We start from the raw sequence: 2898 nt of genomic DNA on the forward strand, positions 1-2898 counted from the left end.
TCGACCACCTGGCCACCCGCATGCGCCGCAACTCCGAGAACCTCCTGGTCCTCGCCGGCCACGAGCCGACCCGCAGGCGCAGCCAGCCGGCCAAGCTCGTCGACGTCGTCCGCGCCTCCCTGTCGGAGGTCGAGGACTACGAGCGGGTCCAGGTCAAGGTGCACCGCGCGATCTCGGTCGCCGGAAGCGCGGCCAACGACATCGTCCACCTGGTGGCCGAGCTGGTGGAGAACGCCATCCAGTTCTCCCCCCGGGCCAGCCAGGTCGTCGTCTCCAGCAGCATGATCGAGGGCGGCGGCGCGCTGCTCGCGGTCAGCGACGCGGGCATCGGCATGACCGCCGAGGAACTCGTCGAGACCAACCGGCGGCTGGCCGACCCGCCCGTCGTGGACGTGTCGGTGTCGCGGCGGATGGGCCTGTTCGTGGTCGGCCGCCTGGCCCTGCGCCACGGCATCCGCGTCCAGCTCCGCCCGCAGGAGACCGGCGGCCTCATCGCCATGGTCCTCTTCCCGCCGGAACTCGTCGTCGAGGCGACGAGCCCGGTCCCGGCCTCCTCGTGGGGGTCGGAGTCGCTCACCTCGCAGAGCTCGTTCGGCCAGGCGTCGCTGAGCGCGAACCCGTTCAGCCAGGCGGCCCTGAGCCAGGGCTCGTTCGGCCAGGCGTCGATGGACCAGGGCCGGGCCTCCGCGGGCCAGTCGACGGACCGCGGTCCGTTCGGCCAGATCCCCGGCCAGGGCGCGTACGGCCAGGCATCCATGGACCAGCGCCCGTTCGGCCAGGCGCCGAAGGAGCAGGGTTCCTTCGGCCGGGCCTCGATGGACCAGGATCCGTTCGACCGGAGCTCGTTCGGCCAGGCATCCCTGGACCAGGGCTCCATGGATCAGGCATCCTTCGGCCAGGGCTCCTTCGGCCAGGCGCCGAAGGACCAGGGTTCGTTCGGCCGGCCTCCCGCGCCGCAGATGCCGTCGTTCGGCTCCGCCGACGAGCCGCTCCCGGAGCGGCGACCGGCGCAGTCCGCCCCGTTCGGCGCCCCGCCGCAGAGCACCGAGGCGCCCCTGCCCAAGCGGCAGGTCGGCGGGACGACCGGCAACGGAGCCTCCGCGGGTGGCGGAGACGGCGCCGCGGGCGCGTTCTCCGCGTGGGGGCAGGCCTCTCACGACGACCCCGTCACCGCCTCGATGCCGGCGGTCGGTGTCTCCCCGCTCGACGCCGAGGAGGAGGAGTTCCTGCCGATCTTCGCCTCCGTCGAGTCGGCCTGGTTCCGCCGGGCGGACGCCCCCGCGGACGCCGAGGCGGTCGAGGACGCCGGAGACCCGGACGAGGCGGAGCAGTGGACCGGGGCCGCCCCTCCCATCGGGGAGCGCGCGCCCGAGGTCGCACCGGCTCCCGAACCGGCCGCCGAGCCGGTGCCCGCACCGGTCAGGGAAGCGGTCCCGGCAGCGGTCCAGGGCCCGGCCGTCACCCCGCTCCGGCGGGCGATCCCGACCCGCCAGCCGGAGAACTGGCAGACCCCGGCCGACGCGGGCTGGCAGGCCGCCCAGGCGGCCAGCGACCCCAGCCTCGGCGGGATCACCGCCGCGGGCCTGCCCAAGCGGACCCCCAAGGCCAACCTGGTGCCGGGTGCCGCCTCCAGCGCACCGTCGACGCCGATGCCCCCGATCTCACCCGAGCGGGTGCGCAACAGGCTGTCGAGCTTCCAGCAGGGCGTGCGGCGGGGCCGTGCGGAACTATATGAGGACACCGCCCAGAACGGGGCGGAAAAGGAGGAGGGCCAGTGACTACTCTGAGCCATGAGGCCCGCAGGTTCGACTGGCTGATCACCGAGTTCGTCCGGGGCACCCCAGGTGTCGCGCACGCGGTGGTCGTGTCGGCCGACGGTCTGCGGATCGCCAGCTCCGAGGGGTTCCCGGATGACCGGGCCGACCAGCTCGCCGCCGTGGCCGCCGGGCTGCTCAGCCTGACCGTGGGCGCGTCCCGCGTGTTCGAGGGCGGCGCGGTCACCCAGACGGTGGTCGAGATGGAGCGCGGCCTGCTGCTGGTCATGGCGATCAGCGACGGTTCCGTGCTCGCCGTGCTGGCCTCGCCCGAGTGCGACATGGGTCTGGTGGCCTACCAGATGACCCTGCTCGTCGACCGGGCCGGCCAGGTCCTCACACCGGCGATCCGGGCCGAGCTGCAGTCCTCGCGGGGGCGCTGATGACCGGGTCGGCACACACTCGGCGAGCCGGGACCGCGCGGACCCCCCGTCCGTCCGTCCCGGCGTCCGAACCTGGAGAGGGCCGTGCTGGGCGTTGACGGAACCGGGGACGAGGAGCCCCTGTTCCGTCCGTACGCGGTGACCGGCGGTCGCGCCGAGCCGCGCTATCACATGGCGATGGAGACCCTGGTCTCCTCCTCCCCCATCATGGACGAGGAGCTGGCCCTGCTCACCCCCGAGCAGGACGCCATCATCAGGCTCTGCCGCTCGTTCCGGTCGGTCGCCGAGATCTCGGCGCTGCTCCGGGTCCCGCTCGGCGTGGCCCGCGTACTGGTGGCGGACATGGTGGACGAAGGCCTCGTCCGCCTCCACCAGCCACGCCTCGACCAGGGACAACCGGATCTCAACATGCTCGAAAGGGTGCTCAGTGGACTTCGCAGGCTCTAACCGCGGCGGCCTGACATCGACGAAGATCGTCGTAGCAGGCGGGTTCGGCGTCGGCAAGACCACGTTCGTGGGCGCCGTCTCGGAGATCCTCCCGCTGACCACGGAAGCGGTCATGACGGAGGCGAGCGCGGGTGTCGACGACCTGGGGCTCACGCCGACCAAGTCGACCACCACGGTCGCCATGGACTTCGGCCGCCTGTCCCTGGACCAGGACCTGATCCTGTACCTGTTCGGCACGCCCGGGCAGCACCGGT

At 72.9% G+C, this 2898-nt stretch carries 4 protein-coding genes; all 4 read left to right on the plus strand.

The annotated features are described in order from the left end of the window. The coding region (locus tag ACWJ6R_RS33760) for an ATP-binding protein (protein WP_449066107.1) at positions 1-1778 on the plus strand (1778 nt) is incomplete at its 5' end. After that, positions 1775-2197 carry a roadblock/LC7 domain-containing protein gene (locus tag ACWJ6R_RS33765; RefSeq protein ID WP_068895025.1) on the plus strand — a complete coding sequence of 141 codons (423 nt, stop codon included), beginning with the start codon at positions 1775-1777 and terminating at the stop codon, positions 2195-2197. The genes ACWJ6R_RS33760 and ACWJ6R_RS33765, both read left to right, overlap by 4 nt. 84 nt (positions 2198-2281) lie before the next feature. Further along, complete coding sequence (locus ACWJ6R_RS33770; protein WP_449066108.1) at positions 2282-2644, plus strand: DUF742 domain-containing protein; 363 nt, start codon at positions 2282-2284, stop codon at positions 2642-2644. Between the two features lie 10 nt (positions 2645-2654). Continuing rightward, positions 2655-2898: GTP-binding protein (locus ACWJ6R_RS33775; RefSeq protein WP_449066109.1), on the plus strand; the 244-nt coding region annotated here is incomplete at its 3' end.

Source organism: Planomonospora algeriensis (genome assembly GCF_977012225.1).